Source organism: Tautonia rosea, from assembly GCF_012958305.1.
GTDB lineage: Bacteria > Planctomycetota > Planctomycetia > Isosphaerales > Isosphaeraceae > Tautonia > Tautonia rosea.
Map to the genome: position 1 here is coordinate 69,231 of NZ_JABBYO010000004.1, position 16,159 is coordinate 85,389.

Sequence of the window (16,159 nt, forward strand, 5' to 3'; positions counted from 1 at the left end):
AAGCCAATCATGCGTTCCGCTTCGACGCTGAAGCGATGGCGCCGTCGATCGGGTCGGCCAGCTCGGGGTCATGATCCTTGTCGGGAACGCCGAAGATGTCGTCGAACGGATCGGGTGATCGGCGGGCCGAGGTGCCTTGGACCGCCAGGTCGAGACGCCGCTGAATCATTTCCAGCAGAAACTGGAACAGAAAGGTGAAGCCAACCGCCGGCATCAAGGCCGCAATCCGAACCGTTTGAACCGAAACACCGAACATGGCGTCCTCAATGATTCCCGTCGAGAGCAGGATTCCGGCAAGCGGACTGAACGCCATCGTGGTCATTGCAGCGTTCTGATATCCCGCCCCTCCCAGCCCCGCCCCAACCACCAGCGGGACGAGCCACGCGAAGAACAGGAACAGAACGAACAGCGTTTGTCCATGCTTGCGCATGAACAGCTGCGCGGCCTGAAGCCCCAGCCCCACATAGGCAACAGTCAGCACTCCAATCGCGATCGTCTGCGAGTAGGCCGCCGCCCCGTTGACTTCCCGCCCCTCGATCACCTCCCAGGCGATCGTCGTCCCGATCAGGACGATGCCGCAGAGCACCGCCAGCGCCAGGCGGTTGACTCCCGAGTCGGACCACGGGTTCGGCCTTCGCCGTCCCATCCGCAAGGCACGCCGCACGCCCTTGATGTACTCGCTCCGATCCGGAGTCAGGGTCGCCGCCAGCAGCATGGCGATGAAGATCATCACATAAAGCATCACCAGAACGACACCGTCCACGCCCCTCAGGTTCCAGGTCACACCGAGCACCAGCACCATCAGGGTGCTCAGAAACGCCACGGCTTGCCGCTTGGTGTAAAGGTGAGCCCGGTCCGACCGCATCCGACGCACCGAAGGCACAAACAGAAAGCCGATCAGGATCGCCTCGTACGCCACCACCAACAGCATCCAGGGCACCGACTGACCGAAGAAGTCAATCCGGGCCATTCGGCCTGAGAGGTCGAACAGCATATATTGAACGCCGAAGAACAGCCCCTGGCCCAGAAACAGACCGAGCACAACCAGGCCGATCAAGCCTCGGCTCCCGGCCTTCGGCTTCTTGCTGATCATCGCTCCTAGCAAGGTCAAGGTATGCACAAGTCCTGCCGCGAGCAGCAACGGGAACTCGAACGCGAGCAACCCCTGCCAACCCGCCGGCCCGACGACCGCCAGGAAGATGGCAAAGGGCAAGGTCAGCAACGTTAGCCAGTACTGCAGCAGGGGGGCACCCAGCACGAACCCGACCGCCAGCCAGTGCGGAGGAACTGGCGAGACCCGGTGGAAGTCGAGAATCCCGCTTTCCCTCGCCCCCCCGACCGAACTGCCAATCTCTCCCGCCCCGGCGAACACGAGCGTCACCACCTGGAGCATGATCACCAGGGTCAGCGGTGTCGTTCCGCTGAGTTGGTTGATTTGATAGTATGACCAGCAGACGATTGCACAAAGCGTCACCACCACGATCGACCAGGGGATCACCCGGTTTCGGCGCAATCGAGATCGGGCGTGCTTCGTCAGGATCGGGTTGTCGAAGATGATGTCGAACCGGCTGGCCATTACGAAAGCTCCTTGGCGCCGACCTTCAGGAACAGTTCTTCCAGCCCTTCCTTGCGACGGCTGAACGACGCGACCCGCACCCCTCCCCCGACCAGGGCGGCCAGCAATCCGGCCGCCTGCTCGGCGTCTCCCTGGTACGGTACCTCAAAAACGTTCGCCCCAGTCTGCTCGACCCCCGAGGCGGCCGGGTCAGCATCTGCAATCCGGCGGAGGTCGTCGGCATGGCCTCCGATCACCTCAATCACCAGCATGCCGCCGCCCATGACCCGGTTGCGCACCTCGTCGACCGTGCCGCTCACGACCATCCGGCCGCGTTCCATGATGGCGACCGACGTGCAGAACTCGGTCATCTCGGCCAGAATGTGCGAGGAGATCAGGACCGTCTTCCCCTCGCTCGACAGGCGCTTCAACACATTCTTGAGATCGATCCGCCCGCGAGGGTCGACCCCGCTGGCCGGCTCGTCGAGCAGCAAGACCTTCGGGTCGGAGATCAAGGTCTTCGCCAGCATCACCCGCTGCCGCATGCCTCGGGAGAGGGTCGCGACCATCTCGTTCTTCTTTTCGGGCAGGCTGACCAGATCGAGCGACCGGTCGATCATCGCGTTCCGGTCGTGCCGGGGAATGCCATAGCTGGAGGCGAACAGGTCGAGGAATTCCCAGACCTTCAGGTCGTCGTACATGGGGGGAAAGTCGGGCATGAAGGCGACCACGCGGCATGCGTCTCGCGGTCGCTCGCGCATGTCGACCCCGGCCAGGTTGATCTCGCCGTAGGTCGGCTCGATCAGGCCGAGGATCGCCCGCATGGTCGTGGTCTTGCCCGCGCCGTTGGGGCCGATCAGGCCGCAGACCTCTCCCGGTCCGACTTCCAAGGACAGGTCGTGCACCGCACAGACCGTGTCGTAATCGACCCGAAGGTCCTTGACGTGAATCATCCCCGATGTACTCCGAATCGCTTCCTCATCTCGATCCTCGACGCTACGGTATGGCCACCGGCAGAGACTGTCCATAGGATGACGAGCATCCTTCATTCGATTCCCGCATCTTCAGGACGGCAGGATGCCAGGGCCTTGCCGTCGATCCCCCGGAGCCTTTTGCGATGAAGCTTGGCTTCAATACGGCCATCGTGCCCGACCTGTCGCTCGAACAGGTGCTCGACCTCGCCCACGAACAGGGGTTCTCGTGCATCGAAGCTTGCTGCTGGCCTCCCGGCAAGGCCGAGCGCCGCTATGCGGGGGTCACGCACATTGACGTGGAAAGCCTCGATGCCGACGACATCCAGCGCATCCACGTCCTCTGTTCCTCGAAGGGGGTTTCGCTCTCGTCGCTCGGATATTATCCGAACGTCCTGCAACCCGACCGCGAGCAGGCCGAGCGAGAGATCGCCCACCTGAGACGGGTGATCGAGGCGTCAGCCGCCCTCGGGGTCAACGTGGTCACAACCTTCGTGGGCCGCGATCCCGGATTGTCGGTCGATGAGAACTGGCCCCGGTTCCTCGACGTCTGGCGGCCCTTGATCGCCCTGGCCGAGGAGAACGGGGTGAAGGTCGGCATCGAGAACTGCCCGATGATCTTCACCCGAGACGAGTGGCCGGGGGGCAAGAACCTGGCCACCACCCCGAGCATCTGGCGACGGATGTTCGAGGACATTCCCAGCCCGAACTTCGGCCTGAATTACGACCCGTCGCACTTCATCTGGCAGATGGTCGACTACATCGCCCCGATCTATGAGTTCAAGGACCGACTGCACCACGTCCACGCCAAGGACGCTCGGATCGACCGCGAGAAGCTCGATGAGCACGGGATCATGGGCTATCCGAACCTCTGGCATACGCCCAAGATCCCCGGCCTGGGAGACGTGAACTGGGGCCGATACTTCGGTGCCCTCTCCGACGTCGGCTACACAGGTCCGGTCGCCATCGAGATTGAGGACCGCGCCTTCGAAGGCTCGCTCGAAAAGCGTAAGGAGTCGTTGATCATTGCCCGCCGCCACCTCATCCAGTACCTCGGGGGCTGAGCCGAACGGCCCTCCGATCGACCTGTCGATCCTGATTCCCGTGAAGGACGAAGTCGAGAACGTTCGGCCGCTCCACGCGGAGATTACCGGAGCGCTCGGGCAGCTTCCCTTGCGCTTCGAGGTCATCTTCGTCGATGACGGCTCGACCGACGGCACCGCGTCCCAGCTTCGGGAGATCCAGGAAACGGACCCGGATCACGTCCGGATCGCCTTCCTGCGGACCAACTGCGGGCAAACCGCCGCGCTCTCGGCCGCGATGGACCTGGCCCGGGGCGAGGTCCTCGTGCCGATGGACGGCGACGGCCAGAACGACCCGAACGACATCCCGAGACTCCTGGAGAAGCTGGACGAGGGGTTCGACGTCGTCTCCGGCTGGCGTCGCGACCGCAAGGACAAGTGGCTGACTCGAAGGGTGCCGTCTCAGATCGCCAACCGCCTGGTCGCGCGGCTCTCGCGGGTCCCCTTGCACGACTTCGGCTGCACGCTCAAGGCCTATCGCCGGAGGGTCCTGCGGGGGGTCCGGCTCTATGGCGAGATGCACCGGTTCATCCCTGTCTTCGCCTCGTGGCAAGGGGCGAAGGTGGCTGAGCTGGTCGTCAACCATCGGCCTCGGCAGGCCGGTCGGACCAAGTACGGACTGGGTCGGACGTTCAACGTCGTGCTTGATCTGATCTTGATTCGGTTCTATCAGAGTTATGCCCAGCGGCCGATCCACTTCTTCGGCCGGGTCGGGCTGTATGCGTTGGCCCTAAGCGTCGCGGCGTTCGGGTTCATGCTGTTCTACAAGTATGGCTATCCGGCAATGGGTTTTCCGAAGAAGGACTTTGTCGAGACTCCCCTGCCCCAGGTGGCGATCACCTTCTTTCTGGCCGGGGTCCAGTTGATTGTGACAGGGGTCGTGGCCGAGATGGTGATGCGGACCTATTACGAATCGCAGGGCAAGCCGACGTATCTGCTGGGCGAGGTGCTTCAGGAAGCCAAGGTCAGTGATCCGCCGGGGTTGCCTGCGGAGCCCTCGTGACGGGCCCCGAGCCGGGAGGGATCGCGGCGGCTGGTTCGCCGGCCGTCGCCGGTTCGTTCTCGTCGCTCCTCTGAGACTGGGTCAGCTCCCGAACTTGACCCGCGTTGGCCAGGTAAACAAACAGAGCGATGAGGGCTCCAAGGAACTGGGCGACGCGGAAGGCCATCATCGTGACCGCACCACCGTCGTAGTTGGCCAGCTTGAACAAGACTCCGCTGATCTGTTCCGAGACGCCCAGCGCGCCGAACGGCAACGGAATGGCCGTGCTGAACAAAACCAGGGGAACAATCAGGAAGTGCTGCGCCAGCCCCGGCACCTCGGGGAAGAGGGCCCGGCCGATGAAAATGAATGCAAAAATGTTCAAAACATGGGTTAAAGAGGACATCACTACCGTTCCGACCACCACGTCCATCCGGCGTCGGTAGGATGAGCCCATGACGGCCAGTTCGTGCAGCGCGGCCGCAAATTTCCGGCGGTGGGCAAAGCGCTCGGCCAGGGGGCGATACAAGGGGGGGGCAAAGGCCACCGCCATCACGCCGATGACCGCGGCCGACATGAACACCGCAGCCCCGATTAGACGACGCACGGGGGCCTCGACCCCGTTCCAGGCGAAGGCCCCGACGATCATCGCCAGCAGGAACATCCCGAGCAGGCCAATCATGCGGTCGATCGCCACCGAGGCCGCCGCTTGCGTCTTGCGCGACTGCTCGCGCATCAGGTAGGCCGCCTTGACGAAGTCTCCGCCAACGGCTCCCGGAATGACCATGTTGAACAGAAGCCCGATGAATCCCAGCCGCAACGCGTCGCGTACCCGGAACGGCAAGCCGAGGGCACGAACAAGGACATACCAGCGCAGGAATGCCAGCACGGCCCCGCTAAAATAGAGCACGAAGCCGATGGCAAACAGCCCGTAGTTGATCTTTTGATCCAGGACTTCGGCGATCTGATCACGATTGGTCCAGATGGCCAGGCCGAGCAGTCCCAACCCGACCGCGAGGCGGACCAGGTAGCCGATGATCAGACGGACGGTGCGCTTGGGAGGCGTCATACGGCTTCTCGTCGGCGGCAAGAAAGGGACGACCGGGCGTCGAACGACGCTTGAGCAAACGTAGTGAAGCCTGGCAAGTGTGTCAACCAGACCTGGACAGGTCGGCCGACGTCTGATGCTGGCCAAGGACCTGGATGGTCGCATCGGTGACGCGGCCGTTTGGGCCGTTGCCGCAATTCTGACGGCAAGGCGGCCCCGACGAAGACCCCCGAGGAACATCGTTCATGACCTGGTCCGATCGACGTTCTCTGGTTCTGATGATGGCCGTCGTTCTGGTCTGGCAGATTCCGTTGTTCGGCCGCACCCGAGCCGGCCAGGACGAGAGCTTCTACGGCGTTCCGGGCATGATGATCTTGCGGAGCGGCCTGCCCCAGATCCCTTACATTCCGTCTCGGGACCCGGAGACGATCTACTACCATGCCGACGAGATTCTCTACACCCTGCCGCCGCTCGGCTTCTACCTGGAGGCGGCCGTTCACCTGGTTCTGGGAGACGGCCTTGCCCCGGCCCGATTGGCGTCGATGATCGCCGGCCTGGTGGCGGTCGCGATCGTCTGCGACCTGACCCGGCGCTGCTCGGGGTCGAGCCGAGCGGCCTTGCTGGCGGCGGCGAGTTTCCTGTTCTCGCGGGCCTTCCTCTTTCCCGCCACGACCGCCCGACCCGACATGGCGGCGATCGCCTTCGGGCTGGGGGCCGTCTGGTGGGTTTCCCGAGACGACCGACGCTGGCGAGACGTGGCACTCGGCGGAGTCATGGCGGGCCTGAGCATGCTCTGCCACCCGCTCGGCCTGGTGCCGACGGCGCAGGTCGGGCTGGCCTTGCTTGTCGGCGGTCGGCCCTGGCGACGGAGGATCGGCGAGGCGTCGGTTTACTCGGCCGTGGCCCTGGCGGTCTTCGGGCTCTGGCTGCCGATGATCGCGATGCACCCGGAGCTGTTCCGGATCCAGTTCGGCGGGAATGTGCTCGATCGCGCGGGTCCGGGCCTGGGAGAGACGATTGTGGGATTGCCAGGTGTGCTGGCATTTCAGGCCTGGAATGCCTTCGACCACGTCGGCCCCATTCAGGCGGGGCTGTACGGCCTCGGCACGCTGTGGCTGATGGCCGAGGTGACCCGGAAGGCAGATCAAGGGCAATCGCGACGGGTGCTGTTTCATGTGGTGGCGGCGGTGGTGTTGCTCGTCCTGCTCATGGGGAGTCACCATATCCGAAATTACTACGGGTATCCGGCCGCCCTGCTCAGTGTGCCGGTCGGCTTGTTGCTCGACCGGGCGGCGTCGAGGCTCGGGGCCTTGGTTGGCACAGGATGGGCGAAGGCGATCGTGGCGGCAATGCTGGTGCTGGCGATGGTTCCAGGGTCAGGGCTGCGGGTGCTGGGGGCTCATCTCCAGCACTGGACCGACCCCAACTACCGGGTCGGTCCCTTTGTGGACCGGATCGTTGCCGACCTGCCTCCCGGGGCCCTCGTGGCCGCCGACGGGTCGTATGTGCTGGAGTTCTTCCTGCGAGATCGTCCCGTGGTCGAGGCGATCGTCGATCCGTTCTACTTCAATGTACGGCTGGAGCCGTTCGAGTATGCGGTCTTCGGACCGGTTGGACTGGAGCAGATTCGGCCGGAAATTGAGGGGCTGGAACTGGTCGAGACTTACGGCGATCCGTCTGATCCATTCGGCCATTACGCGGAACTCTACCGGCGGGTTCGGACGGATTCGGGAAGCCGGTCGGCGTTCTGATCTCGGGGCGGACCGTGCCCTAGCGAACCGGCCGATGGTTTGCTCAGTGTGAGGGGTCGTCCAGTAGATCGTGCTGAAGGTGGCGCAGCAACGCTTCGGCGTCGAAGCGGGAGATGCCGAGGGTGTTGGCGAGGGCGAAGTCGTCGAGTCCGGAATCGACGGGCAGGTTCACGCGGGGCAAGAGGCGACGGAGCCGATCGGGCAGCGGAGGCGCGGGGGAGCGGCGGCGATGCTCGGCCCAGGGGTCGCCGAGGCCGACGAAGCCCGGGTCGAGCCAGTACGCGCGGCCCCCTTCGCGGAGCAATCGGGCGAACCAGGCCTCGAAGCTCGGGGCGATGATCCGGGGTGGGAGGCCGGTCAGGTCGTCTCCGGAGGCGAAGATGGGGGCATCGCCGCAGGGGAGCCAGCGATAGGCCAGGTCCATGCAAATGGTTTCGGCCTCGTTCGGGTTGCCCAGTTCGAACCAGCTCTCGGGCTGGACGATCAGGCCAGGCACTCGGGCGAACGGGACCATCGGGCCGATGGCGGCGATGGGGTGAATCGCCGGACCGGACTCGGGATAGAAGCCGTCGGAGAGCCGCAGCCAGGCACGCAGCGCCCGAGGCAAGGCGAAGCCGTGGCGGTATTCCCAGTCGTTGAGCGTGGCCTCGGGCACGGGGGGACGCAGGGCGGAGGCTCCGCCGCCGATCGCGGCCAGGGCTTTTGAAGTCGGCAGCCAGGAGGACGGCACTCCCGAGGCCTGGGCCCAGGTGCCGACCGCCTCCTCCAACCGGTCTTGTGTTGCCGTGATGGGGCTCATGACAGGGCGGCCTCCGTGACCGGAACCGATTGCCGTTCCGAAGTAACGACCCGACCCAGGAGCGTGACCGCACTGACGTTCTCGACCACCACCGGCAGCAGATGACCTGCCTGCCGACGATTGCCGGTGAAGACGACGATGCGGTCGCAGGAGGTCCGACCGGTCATCTGGGTGACGCCGCTGCTGTTGGAATCACGTTCACCCTGCTTGCTCGCGGCCCTGCTGGGGCCTTCGACCAGGACCTCGACGGTCTGGCCGATCAGGGGGCGATTGTCTTCCAGACTGATGGCGTTCTGAATGGCGAGCAGTTCGTTGTTCCGGCGCTTCTTGATCGCTTCGGGCACGTCGTCGGCAAAGCGATCGTCGGCCTTGGTACCGGCCCGAGGGCTGTACTTGAAGATGAAGCTGTTCTTGAACCGGGAGCGTTCGACCAGCGCGACGGTCTTCTGGAAACTTTCCTCGGTCTCGCCGCAGAAGCCGACGATGAAGTCGCTGGAGACGGCGCAATCGGGGATCGTTTCCCGGATACGGGCCATCATCTCGTCATACTGGGCCACGGTGTAAAGCCGCTTCATGCGCTTGAGGACCTCGTCGCAACCACTCTGAGCCGGGACGTGAAGGTAGCGGCTGGCTCTCGGCAAATCCCGGACCGCCTGAAGCAGGTCGTCGGTCATGTCGAGCGGGAAGTTGGTGACGAACTTCAGGCGGAGCAGGCCGTCGAGGTCGTGGAGGGCGACGAGCAGGTCGGACAGGCGGGTGGTCCGGCCGTCGCCGTGGCGGAATTTATAGCTGTTGACCGTTTGGCCGAGCAGGGTGATCTCCTTGACCCCCTGATCGACGAGGCGTCGGGCTTCCTCGACGATCAACTCGGGCGGTCGGCCCTGTTCGGGGCCTCGGACGGAGGGAACGATGCAGTAGGTGCAGAACTTGTCGCACCCCATCTGGATGCGGACAAAGGCCTGATGCGGGGTGGCTCCCTGGGGGGTGGGTTCGGGAGCGCGGTCGGGGTCGTAGGTGGGGAAGGTGTCGAGGACTTCGAGCGTCTTGCCGGCGTTGCGGGCCAGGCTGATGGCCATCTGGGGTTTCTGCTCGTTCTGGGCCGTCTGGAGCAACTCGGAGACGCGGCCGATCTGACCGGGGCCGACAACAAGGTCGACGTGAGGGGCGCGCTGGAGGATCTGCTTCTGGTCCTTCTGGGCCATGCAGCCGATGACGCCGATCTGGAGGTCGGGCCGAGCGTTCTTGAGGTGCTTGATCCGGCCCAGGGCGCTATAGACCTTGTCCTCGGCGTGCTGGCGGACGGAGCAGGTGTTGTAGAGGATCGTATCGGCCTGGCGCAGGTCGTCGGTCAGCTCGTAGCCGTCGCGGCGGAGCTGGGCAACGATCAGTTCGCTGTCCAGCACATTCATCTGGCAGCCAACGGTCTCGATATAGAGCGATTTCCGAGGAGTCGCCGGGTCCGACATTGTCAGGCTCCGGTCCGACGGGCACGACCACCCGGCGGCGTTGCGAAGGGCCAAAGGGCTACCGATCGTCATCAACGTCGGCAGTTTTCCCATTCTAACGAAGAGTGACGAGGTTTGAAAACGTGGGTCCGCGGTCCTCGAAGCCGTCCGGGCCGGAATAAAGGGGCGGGAAACGCGTCTTGAGGCGGGATCATCCTGAAGGGTGAGGCCATTCATCGGCCTTACAGGTAGGTAGATTACTTTACGAGATGCCTGGATTCCTGACAACCGGTTCTTCCGAGGATTCCGGTCCGAAGTGGTCGCCGGGGCGGACCGAGTGGCCTCGGAGAAACGCATCGACCGGCATGGGCTTCTTCCCCGGGACCTGGACGAACCAGAGCCGGACGGCCCCCTCGCCGGCGGCGACCACCAATCCCGGACCCGATGCCGAGGCGTCGGCCGCGATCGCCCGGCCGGGCTCCCCCAGCCCTTCGACGACGCTGGAGCGGTGGACGATCAGGCGGACGGGCGTCTTGTCGGGATCGGACGGGTGCCAGAAGGTCGAGGCGGTCGGCCAGGGTTGCATGGCCCGGACGAGGTTGTGGATCTCCTGCGCGGGGCGGGACCAGTCGATGATCCCGTCCTCCTTGCGCAGCTTCGGGGCCTTCGTGGCCTGGGTGTTCTCCTGGGGAATGACCTTGGCAGTGCCGGCGGCGAGGGCGTCGATTGCCTCGACGATCAAGGGAGCGCCGAGGCGGGCGAGTCGATCCTCCAGCTCTCCGGCGGTTTCGTCGCGGGCGATCGGGGTGCGGGCGACGGCGATCATGCCGCCGGCGTCGACGCGGGGAGACATTCGGATGACGGTCACGCCGGTTTCCGTTTCGCCGTGCTGGATGGCTCGGGCGACGGGGGCGGCGCCGCGGTACTTCGGGAGGATTGAGCCGTGGAGGTTGATCCCTCCCATCGGCGGCACGCCGAGCAGTTCGGCTGAGAGGATCTGCCCGTAAGCGGCCGTGACGAGCAGGTCGGGCCGCATCGACCGGACCAGCTCGACCCCTTCGGCGGCGTTGACGTCTTCCGGCTGTTCGACCCGGATGCCCTGGCGGATCGCCTCCTCCTTGATCCGGCTTGGGATCAACTCCTGCTTGCGACCCTGGGGGCGGTCGGGCTGCGTGATGAGGGCGACGACCTCGTGCCCGGTCTTGAGCAGGGCCTGAAAGGTCGGCAGGGCGAAATCCTTCGTGCCGAGCATCACGATCCGGACAGCGGGGGCGGGCATGAGGGGCAATCCAATAGGGTGCAACACGCTTTTGAGGAAGAAGTTACGTCACTTGACTTTGGTATGGATCAGGCGTTCTGGGGGGTCGGGGTGGTGGGCTGGCGATCGGCGTCGGAGAGGACATCGGGCAGGATGCCGCCGTGCTGGGCGAGCGCGGCGAGGCGGCCCTGGATCGCCGTGTCGTCGTCAAAGACCCCGTCCGTCTGGGACTTGCGGAACGCGACCTCGATCTCGCGGAGTTTGGCTGCGGTGGCAGCGCGGACGGGGGCATCGAAGCGGTCGGTGATGAGGGTGCCGTCGAGGTGGTCGTTCTCGTGCTGGATGGCCCGAGAGAGCAAGCCGTCGACATCGGCCTCGATCTGACGGCCGTGCAGATCGAAGGCCCGAACGCGGATCTTCTTTGAGCGACGGACCTTACCGTAAAGGGTGGGGAGGCTGAGGCAGCCTTCTTCTTCCTCAACAACCGACTCGCGCTTGAGGATCTCGGGGTTGATGAAGACCTGTTCCTGCTCGGGTTGCTCGGGGTCGGCGGTCAGGTTGAGGATGAAGAACCGCAGGGGCAAGGCGACCTGATTGGCGGCCAGTCCGATCCCCTTGGCCTCGTACATCAAGTCGAACATGCGGCGCACGGTGGCCCGGAATTCATCGTCGATCCGGCGCAGCGGCTGACTCTTGTAGCGGAGGGCCGGATGGGGGAAGGTCACGATCCGAAGCACGACGGGACTCCCGAGCTTGGCGTGGCGAGGTGGGCAGCGGTCAGAGCACGGCTGGAGGAATCGATCGATTATACGCACCAGACCGGTACGGTGGCCACGGCGTCTCAACGAGGGGAGGTTCGGCCTGAATTCGGGATCGGTGCGCTGATTGCCAGTTCTTGATGGTGTTGGGAGTAAAGGGGTTGCGTCAAGAAATGGGTTCGCTCCGTTTTTCGAAGCAGCCGATTGGGTTGGTTTGGCGCGGGGAATTTGGCTTTGTTTCGTACGAGCGATGGGTGGTGTTGGGTTCGAGGTATTGGGTGTGTATTGGTGCCGAGAATTTGGGTTCGTTTGGCACATGAGCGGGGAATCGGGAGGGTGAGACTCGGGCAGGAGCTTGACTGTATGGGTGGTTGTCTTTGCGGGAAAGAGGATGGGAATGCGTGACGATCAGACGACGATATGATCGGGAAAATTGGCAGTTGTAGTCACTTGGGATCGAGAAAGGTTTGGCAAGGTGTGAGTGCGATTGAGCGGGAACGCGGGGCGAGGGTGCTTGAGGGGGGCCGAGGGAGGGGGAATAATGGGGATCAGCGGCAAGCGCGGCAGGGATGGGAGCGACGGAAGTCGAACGGGCGCATGATCGAAGTCGAGCAACTGTCGAAGCGGTACGGCTCGGTGCGGGCGGTCGAGGGTCTGAGCTTCTCGATCGGCCGGGGGGAGATTGTCGGCTTACTTGGCCCGAACGGGGCGGGGAAGTCGACAACGATGAGGATGTTGACGACGTTCTTGATGCCCACGAGCGGCCGGGCGCGGCTGGCCGGTCACGACGTGCTCGATGAGCCGCTTCAGGTGCGTCGGAAGATCGGGTACTTGCCGGAGAGTGTCCCGTTGTACCCGGAGATGAGGGTCCGGGAGTTCCTCCGATTTCGGGCTTCAATCAAAGATGTGCCGCGGTCGAAGCGTCGAGGGGCGATCGACGACGCGATTGAGATGACCGGCCTGAGTACGGTGTCGCATCGGGTGGTCGGGAACCTGTCGAAGGGGTATCGCCAGCGGGTGGGATTGGCCGATGCCCTGCTGAGCGACCCGGACATCCTGATCCTCGACGAGCCGACAGCGGGGCTTGACCCGATCCAGATTGGCGAAGTTCGGGACTTGATCCGGGAGCTGGGCAAACGGCACACGATCTTGTTGAGCACGCACATCTTGCCTGAGGTGGAGATGGTCTGCGGGCGGGTCATTATTATTGCCTCGGGCCGGATTGCGCTGGATGAGCCGCTGGAGCGGTTGCGGTCGGGCCGGTCGGTCGAGGTGGAAGTGCGGGGGCCGAAGGATTCGGTGCGAGGGGCATTGGAAACGGCTCCGGGCGCTGCCGGGGTGAGGCCGATCGCGGTCGAGGAGGCGGTCAAGGGGGATGCGGGGGTTTGTGCCTTTGAGATCCGGCCGAAGCATGACGGGGGGATCGAGGAACTCCGGGAACTGATCGCCCGGCGGATCGTCCAAAACGGTTGGGCGGTGCGGCGGTTGGACCTGTCGCGGTCGACGCTCGAAGAACGGTTCGTGAGGGCGGTCCGGGATGCGGTGGTCGTCGATCATGAGGGGGAGGCGGCGTGAGCGATCGGGCAGCGTTCTGGACACGGACCCCGCTCCCCGCACGCGGGGAGCGGGGGGTAGACGTCAACCCTCGCCCCCGCTCGCGGGGGAGCGGGTGGCCGCAGGCCGCGTAAGGGGCTGCGGTCGGATCGAGAAGCCCGGACTGCGAGGCAAAGACCCCTCACCCCGGCCCTCTCCCCACCCGTGGGGAGAGGGAGGCAACGCAACGGAACCAGCTCCTGGTTGCGAGCTCGATGACCAATCGAGCACCAGAACGCAGAACGATCGAACGAACCTGAAGGCGGCTGAAAAGGCTTATGCGACACGTCCCGGCACTGGTGAAACGCGAGCTGTCGAGCTATTTCCTGAGGCCGATGGCGTACTTTGTGTTACTTGGGTTTCAGGTGATCGCGATGCTGGATTACTTCCAGCTCGTCGAGCTCTTGAGCGAGCCAAGGGCGGTGCTGTCGTTCTCGGGGCAGTTGAACCCGATGAATTATTATGTGGCGGGGTCGTGGATGTTCTGGGTGGCGCTCCTGATCGCGGTGCCGGCCCTGACGATGCGATTGATCGCCGAGGAACGCCGGACGGGCACGATCGAGGGCCTGATGACCGTGCCGGTGACGGAAACCGAGGTGGTGCTGGGCAAGTGGATCGCCGGGGTGGTGATGTACCTGGCCTTGCTCGTGCCGTTTGCGATTTACCTGCCCTTTCTCAAGCAAGTGGGCGGCTATGAGCTGGACCCGGAGCCGTTGATCTCGCTGGCGGTCGGACTGACGACGATGGGGATGATGTTCATGAGCATTGGCGTGGCCTTCAGCGCCGCGACGCGGAACCAGGTGGAAGCGGCGGTTGGGACGTTCGTGGTCCTCCTGGCGATGCTGTTGATCACGGTGCTCAATCAGGTGGTCCCGGAGTGGGCCGAGGCGGTGTCGTTCCTGTCGGTGTACGTGCAGCTCTCGGAGTTCGCCGCAGGGCGGCTCGACCTGCGCGTGGTGGCGCTGCACCTGTCGGTGACCGTCTTCGCGTTGTTCCTGGCGGTGAAGGTGCTTGAAGCCCGCAGGGAGAGCTAACAGAAGGCGATGAACATGGGCATGGGTGATCGGGTTTTCGACCTGCTCGGGCGGGAAGTGGCGGTGGTGGTGGCCCTGGTGGTCGTCGGGGCGATGGCGCTTTACTGGTTCCTGCGAGGGGCCCCGCTGGGCCAGGCGGCCGAGGCGGAACGTGCCGGCGAGGCGCCGCCGCCGCGTTACAGGGACCTGATCGCCGCGGCCACGACGTTCGGCCTGCTCGGGATTCTGCTGGGGGCGTATGTGGCGGTGCGCTTCGGCGTGCCGCAGTCGATCGCGGTGTTTGCGATGGCCTTCGGCGTGTTGCTCCTGACCTTGTGGTCGAACCGGAAGTATCGGCACGCCAGCCCGAGCCTGCGGCGGATGGCCCGCGTGACCGACGCGAGCATGACCGGGGCGTTGCTGGCCGGGGTGCTGATCGTGGGCAACGTGCTGGCGTTCACGTACGGCGGCAGGCCGATCGACCTGTCGCTTGATCGGTCGTACTCGCTCGAATCGTTGACGATCAACCAGCTCCAGGACCTGGACGAGCCGGTGACGTTCACCCTCTTTTTCGGGTCGGGCGAGCGGGTGTTCGGGCAGGTGGATCGCATCCGGCAGCTCTTGCGGCTTTATCAGAACGAGGCGCCCGACCGCATCACGGTCGACACGCTCAACCCGTTTGATGACCCCGAGCGAGCCCGAGAGCTGGCCGAGCAGGTCCCGGGCCTGGCCCTGACCGAAGGGGGCGGCGTGCTCGTCACCTACGGCGAAGGGGACGAGGCGAGACGGATCATCGTTCGCAATTCGGACATGTTCGCGGCCGAGGTGCCGAACGATCCGGGGTCGAGCGTCGTGGCCGAGACCTCGTTTCTGGGAGAGGCGGCCCTGACGACGGCCCTGATCCGCTTGAAACAGGGGGAACAGCCGATCGTTGCCTTCACGACCGGCCACGGTGAGCCGTCGATCGACGCGATGGACCCGAGGCGCCCGGGGCTGGGGCAGTTGCGGGCAAGGCTCGAATCCATCGGCATGAAGGCGGTGTCGTTCAACCCGGCCGGACAGGTGCCGGAAGGGGCGACGGTGGTGGTCGTGGCCGCTCCCGAGGAGACGATCGGGCCGGACGTGGTCGCCCGGTTGAGGGGATTTGCCGACACCGGCGGGCGCGTTCTGGTGATGGTCGGCAACGCGACGCCCAGTGGTCTGGAACCGTGGCTGGACGAGTGGGGGGTTGGGATCGGGCCGGGACGGGTGGTTGATCCGGGTTTGGCCTTCCGAGGGCGGGCGGATTTACCCCTGGTGCCGATCGAGCCGGGAGCGCAGAATCCGCCGATCGTCGCGCCGATTGAGGGGCGGATGATTCTGATGCCTCAGGCGGCGCCGATCGAGGTGAAGGCCGGAGCCGACGCGGTGTCCGCGTTTCTGGTGACGCCGCTCTTGCGGACGGGGCGGACGTCGTTCGTCGAATCAACGCCTGAGGCCGGTCCCCCGCAGCGCGATGCGGACGAGGACCGACCGGGGCCGGTGGTGGTGGCGGCGTCCGTGACTGATCGGCCGAGCCCGACCGAGCGCTCGCCGGAACTGACGTTGAGGCTTGTCTTGATCTCCAGCCCAACGGCAGCCGACAACCAGACGGTCGCGGCCGTGGGTGTGGCGAATCTTGATCTGATCGTCAACGCGATCAGCGGGTTGCAAGATCGACCCGATCTGGTCGGGCTCGCGCCTCGAACCTACGTGGCCCGCGTGTTGAAGGCCGGGCCGAACCTGAGGGCGAAGCTGGTCTTGCTGCCGACCTTGCTGGCCGTTTCGGTACTGGTGGGCCTGGGGATGGCCACGTACCTGGCACGAAGGGAGTGAGGATCGGATCGGATTGATCGGGAGGCGGGCCAATCCGCGTCGGATGGGAA

The 16,159-nt window shown here is 64.8% G+C and carries 13 protein-coding genes; 6 read left to right on the forward strand and 7 right to left on the reverse strand.

Features of this window, described 5'->3' with window-relative positions; genetic code table 11:
• Positions 1–7: 7 nt before the first annotated feature.
• Together HG800_RS07930 and HG800_RS07935 are read right to left on the reverse strand one after the other, a co-directional pair.
• Entirely contained in the window at positions 8–1,576 is a 1,569-nt protein-coding gene (locus HG800_RS07930; protein WP_169975573.1) for a hypothetical protein, read from the reverse strand.
• Positions 1,576–2,508 carry an ABC transporter ATP-binding protein gene (locus tag HG800_RS07935; protein ID WP_169975575.1) on the reverse strand — a complete coding sequence of 311 codons (933 nt, stop codon included), beginning with the start codon at positions 2,506–2,508 and terminating at the stop codon, positions 1,576–1,578. The genes HG800_RS07930 and HG800_RS07935 overlap by 1 nt, the downstream gene beginning before the upstream one ends.
• A gap of 164 nt (positions 2,509–2,672) precedes the next feature.
• Here HG800_RS07935 and HG800_RS07940 point away from each other — a divergent pair, with 164 nt between their 5' ends.
• Positions 2,673–3,590, forward strand: a complete 918-nt coding sequence (locus tag HG800_RS07940; RefSeq protein ID WP_169975577.1) for a sugar phosphate isomerase/epimerase family protein — start codon at positions 2,673–2,675, stop codon at positions 3,588–3,590.
• On the forward strand, positions 3,553–4,611 hold the full coding sequence (locus tag HG800_RS07945; protein WP_206352175.1) for a glycosyltransferase family 2 protein: 1,059 nt from the start codon (positions 3,553–3,555) through the stop codon (positions 4,609–4,611). The genes HG800_RS07940 and HG800_RS07945 overlap by 38 nt, the downstream gene beginning before the upstream one ends.
• Here HG800_RS07945 and HG800_RS07950 read toward each other — a convergent pair.
• Positions 4,574–5,659, reverse strand: coding sequence for a lysylphosphatidylglycerol synthase transmembrane domain-containing protein (locus HG800_RS07950; protein WP_169975579.1), 1,086 nt, complete (start codon positions 5,657–5,659; stop codon positions 4,574–4,576). The genes HG800_RS07945 and HG800_RS07950 overlap by 38 nt on opposite strands.
• 224 nt (positions 5,660–5,883) lie before the next feature.
• Here HG800_RS07950 and HG800_RS07955 point away from each other — a divergent pair, with 224 nt between their 5' ends.
• Complete coding sequence (locus HG800_RS07955) at positions 5,884–7,389, forward strand: ArnT family glycosyltransferase (protein WP_169975581.1); 1,506 nt, start codon at positions 5,884–5,886, stop codon at positions 7,387–7,389.
• A 43-nt stretch (positions 7,390–7,432) separates the two neighbouring features.
• On the opposite strand, the gene HG800_RS07960 is transcribed toward HG800_RS07955, so the two are convergent.
• The 4 genes from HG800_RS07960 to def all read right to left on the reverse strand — a co-directional run bounded on the left by HG800_RS07960 (position 7,433) and on the right by def (position 11,628).
• Positions 7,433–8,188 carry an SMI1/KNR4 family protein gene (locus tag HG800_RS07960; protein WP_169975584.1) on the reverse strand — a complete coding sequence of 252 codons (756 nt, stop codon included), beginning with the start codon at positions 8,186–8,188 and terminating at the stop codon, positions 7,433–7,435.
• Positions 8,185–9,654 carry a tRNA (N6-isopentenyl adenosine(37)-C2)-methylthiotransferase MiaB gene (gene miaB, locus HG800_RS07965; RefSeq protein WP_169975586.1) on the reverse strand — a complete coding sequence of 490 codons (1,470 nt, stop codon included), beginning with the start codon at positions 9,652–9,654 and terminating at the stop codon, positions 8,185–8,187. Before miaB ends, HG800_RS07960 begins: the two co-directional genes overlap by 4 nt.
• Positions 9,655–9,895: 241 nt before the next feature.
• On the reverse strand, positions 9,896–10,912 hold the full coding sequence (fmt, locus tag HG800_RS07970) for a methionyl-tRNA formyltransferase (RefSeq protein ID WP_169975588.1): 1,017 nt from the start codon (positions 10,910–10,912) through the stop codon (positions 9,896–9,898).
• A gap of 68 nt (positions 10,913–10,980) precedes the next feature.
• Entirely contained in the window at positions 10,981–11,628 is a 648-nt protein-coding gene (def, locus tag HG800_RS27940; RefSeq protein ID WP_169975590.1) for a peptide deformylase, read from the reverse strand.
• Between the two features lie 618 nt (positions 11,629–12,246).
• On the opposite strand from def, the gene HG800_RS07980 reads away from it, so the two are divergent.
• The 3 genes from HG800_RS07980 (at position 12,247) to HG800_RS07990 (ending at position 16,109) form a co-directional block, all read left to right on the forward strand.
• The gene (locus HG800_RS07980) at positions 12,247–13,224 is read left to right on the forward strand and encodes an ABC transporter ATP-binding protein (protein ID WP_169975592.1); all 978 of its coding nucleotides are present in this window, start codon (positions 12,247–12,249) and stop codon (positions 13,222–13,224) included.
• A 296-nt stretch (positions 13,225–13,520) separates the two neighbouring features.
• Positions 13,521–14,276 carry an ABC transporter permease gene (locus HG800_RS07985; RefSeq protein ID WP_169975594.1) on the forward strand — a complete coding sequence of 252 codons (756 nt, stop codon included), beginning with the start codon at positions 13,521–13,523 and terminating at the stop codon, positions 14,274–14,276.
• Between the two features lie 21 nt (positions 14,277–14,297).
• A complete protein-coding gene (locus HG800_RS07990; protein ID WP_169975596.1) occupies positions 14,298–16,109 on the forward strand; it encodes a GldG family protein in 1,812 nt (603 codons plus the stop codon).
• Positions 16,110–16,159: the final 50 nt, after the last annotated feature.

Bases quoted from the DNA above. Each gene is read 5' to 3' on its own strand.
- HG800_RS07930 (WP_169975573.1), bottom strand. From the start codon at position 1,576: ATGGCCAGCCGGTTCGACATCATCTTCGACAACCCGATCCTGACGAAG.
- HG800_RS07935 (WP_169975575.1), bottom strand. From the start codon at position 2,508: ATGATTCACGTCAAGGACCTTCGGGTCGATTACGACACGGTCTGTGCG.
- HG800_RS07940 (WP_169975577.1), top strand. From the start codon at position 2,673: ATGAAGCTTGGCTTCAATACGGCCATCGTGCCCGACCTGTCGCTCGAA.
- HG800_RS07950 (WP_169975579.1), bottom strand. From the start codon at position 5,659: ATGACGCCTCCCAAGCGCACCGTCCGTCTGATCATCGGCTACCTGGTC.
- HG800_RS07955 (WP_169975581.1), top strand. From the start codon at position 5,884: ATGACCTGGTCCGATCGACGTTCTCTGGTTCTGATGATGGCCGTCGTT.
- HG800_RS07960 (WP_169975584.1), bottom strand. From the start codon at position 8,188: ATGAGCCCCATCACGGCAACACAAGACCGGTTGGAGGAGGCGGTCGGC.
- miaB (WP_169975586.1), bottom strand. From the start codon at position 9,654: ATGTCGGACCCGGCGACTCCTCGGAAATCGCTCTATATCGAGACCGTT.
- fmt (WP_169975588.1), bottom strand. From the start codon at position 10,912: ATGCCCGCCCCCGCTGTCCGGATCGTGATGCTCGGCACGAAGGATTTC.
- HG800_RS07980 (WP_169975592.1), top strand. From the start codon at position 12,247: ATGATCGAAGTCGAGCAACTGTCGAAGCGGTACGGCTCGGTGCGGGCG.
- HG800_RS07985 (WP_169975594.1), top strand. From the start codon at position 13,521: ATGCGACACGTCCCGGCACTGGTGAAACGCGAGCTGTCGAGCTATTTC.
- HG800_RS07990 (WP_169975596.1), top strand. From the start codon at position 14,298: ATGGGTGATCGGGTTTTCGACCTGCTCGGGCGGGAAGTGGCGGTGGTG.